This window comes from Alistipes sp. CAG:29 (assembly GCF_000435435.1).
GTDB lineage: Bacteria > Bacteroidota > Bacteroidia > Bacteroidales > Rikenellaceae > Alistipes > Alistipes onderdonkii.
Map to the genome: position 1 here is coordinate 1 of NZ_FR893430.1, position 2,630 is coordinate 2,630.

At 56.8% G+C, this 2,630-nt stretch carries 2 protein-coding genes and 1 pseudogene; all 3 read left to right on the top strand.

The window, feature by feature from the left end; all coding sequences use genetic code 11:
- Positions 1-25: 25 nt before the first annotated feature.
- Positions 26-727, top strand: a complete 702-nt coding sequence (locus QVP03_RS04010) for a hypothetical protein (RefSeq protein ID WP_022332305.1) — start codon at positions 26-28, stop codon at positions 725-727.
- A gap of 49 nt (positions 728-776) precedes the next feature.
- Positions 777-1,061 (top strand): annotated as a pseudogene (locus QVP03_RS04015) (DUF4326 domain-containing protein); the annotation flags it as partial.
- An 88-nt stretch (positions 1,062-1,149) separates the two neighbouring features.
- On the top strand, positions 1,150-2,630 hold a 1,481-nt coding region (locus tag QVP03_RS04020; RefSeq protein ID WP_288210631.1), incomplete at its 3' end, for an SF1B family DNA helicase RecD2.

Here is a 2,630-nt window from a genome sequence, read left to right on the forward strand (position 1 = left end):
AAGAGTAACCCTAAAACCTGATCCAATGAAAATCTTTGAAAGAATCACAAAACGCTATGCGCTTCAGAATTACTATCTGCGGCGCAATTTCTACTGGCCGGATACGCTGCCGGAGATTCTCGATTATTGGCAGCAGCACAATGACCTGCCATTCCTCTACGGCGGCGATAACTGGCCGTATGATGCAATGTGCGAGCGGCAGCGCCGCAAGGGCGTCTATGCTTCGCAATACCTGACACCCGACCGCACGGCCCGCCAGATGGCGGCGCTGGCCGTGCGATATTTCGACAATGACAGCCGTATCGTGGACGCCTGCTGCGGTACAGGGCAACTTACGCGCGCCCTGCTCCTCGAAGGCGTGCATCCGTCGGCGATACTCGGCTTCGATGCCGATGCGGAACTGGTCGATCTTTACGAACGTCTCTATCCCGAAACTAATGCACTGCGGATGCAGTTCCGAGAGATCGATTTCCGCTGCGAGAACGTCATCGCCAACCCGCCGTTCGAAATTACGGAGTGTACATCTTTTCTGCAATGGCTCTCCCGTACGCAATGCTCGGGCGATTGGGCCGTGCTGCTTCTGTCGTACGGCTTTATCGACAAGCAGCGTCCCAAAGCCGTACAGGAGACGATGCGACATTTTATCATTCACTACCGGACACCCATGCAGGAGCCGTTCGCACGTACTGCCTGCCGTGCGGAGATCGTCGTAGTGGAACGGGCGTAGTGCATTCCGACGCGGGGAGACCCCCGCGTCAATGTTAAAATTTTATGTCATGAAACGAACTGAAGTGGTAAACATTCGTTATGCAGCATGCGATGTTTACATCGACCGTGCCGGCCGTGGTGAAGACGGTTATTTCGGGAATCCTTTTCGGCTGCTGCCAGGCATGAGCCGCGGTGCTACTTTGGACCGCTACCGCAGTTATTTTTACGGACGCCTGCGTACCGATCCTGAGTTTCGTCAGCGTATCCATGCTTTGAAAGGCAAACGCTTGGGATGCTTCTGTAAGCCTTATCCATGTCATAGGGATATTATCAAAGAATATCTCAATACCTTGGACGATGAATAAAGGTCGTATGCCCGGCGGCATTGCTATTCCGGGATTTTTTCCGTAATTTTACTGGGTATTCAGTATCGTCCGTTTTATGAACGAACACCCGGCAACTCTTCTGCGCTGTGTCGTGGAACGTATCACCTATCAGAATCCCGAGAACGGATACTCGGTGCTGAAGGTCAAGGTGAAGGGCTATAACGACCTTGTCACGCTCGTGGGTAACCTGCTGGAGGTTCCCGTGGGCAGCGTCCTTCTGTGCCGCGGCGAATGGAAGGTGGACAAACGCTACGGCAGCCAGTTCGTCGCCGCGACATGGGAGGAGACGATGCCCGCCACGGTGTACGGGATCGAAAAATACCTCGGCAGCGGATTGGTCAAGGGCATCGGCCCCCGGTTCGCCCGGGCTATCGTCCAGCGATTCGGAACGGAGACCATCGACATCATCGAGACGGAGATCGAACGGCTTTACGAAGTTCCGAACATCGGACGTAAGCGTGTGGCGAAGATCCGCGAGAGCTGGGAGAAGCAGAAAGACATCAAAAATGTCATGCTTTTTCTGCAGGGCTACGGCGTGAGCACGGCCTATGCGGCCAAAATCTACCGGGAATACGGCAAGGAGAGTATTGACAAGGTGCGGGAGAATCCCTACCGCCTTGCCGACGATATCTGGGGCATCGGCTTCAAGACCGCCGACGGCATCGCCGCAAAGATGGGCTATGAGAAAGAGGACCCGCGACGGTGCCGGAGCGGCATCCTCTATACGCTGGGACAACTTTCGGACGAAGGACATGTCTACGCCGGGGAGGAACAGCTGGTAAAGACTGCGGGGCAGCTTCTTGAAGCGGGCGAAACGGCTATCCGTGACACCCTCGCAGGGATGCTTCAGGCCGAAGACCTTATTCTCGACAAGGACGCCATTTACCTTCCTCCGTTCTACCATGCCGAGTGCGGTACGTCGCGTCGCCTGAGAGATTTGGCAGAGAGTCCGGGCCGTTCGTTGTTCGACGGGCTTTTCGATCCGTCGTCCCTCACCGCGGAAACCGGCATCGAATACGACGAAGTTCAGCTTGCGGCTATCCGGCAGGCCGTCACGTCCAAAGTCATGGTGTTGACCGGCGGCCCCGGTACGGGTAAGACGACTACGACGCAGGGAATTATCGCGGCCTTGAAAAAAGCCGGCCTGCGCGTGCTGCTGGCGGCACCGACGGGACGTGCTGCCAAGCGTATGAGCGAGGCGACGGGCATGGAGGCCAAGACCATCCACCGGCTGTTGGAGTACAACCCGCAGGACGGCTACAAGCGCAACGACGAGAACCCGCTGGAAGGCGACGCGCTGATCGTGGACGAGTGTTCTATGATCGACATCCTTTTGATGAACAACCTGCTGAAAGCCGTTCCCGTGGGTATGCGGCTGGTGTTCGTCGGCGACATCGACCAGCTGCCGAGCGTCGGTGCGGGAAACGTCCTGCGCGACATCATCGACTCGCAGCGTATCCCCGTCGTGCGGCTCGTGCGCATCTTCCGGCAGGCACAGAAGAGCCGTATCGTGATGAACGCCCACGCCATCAACCA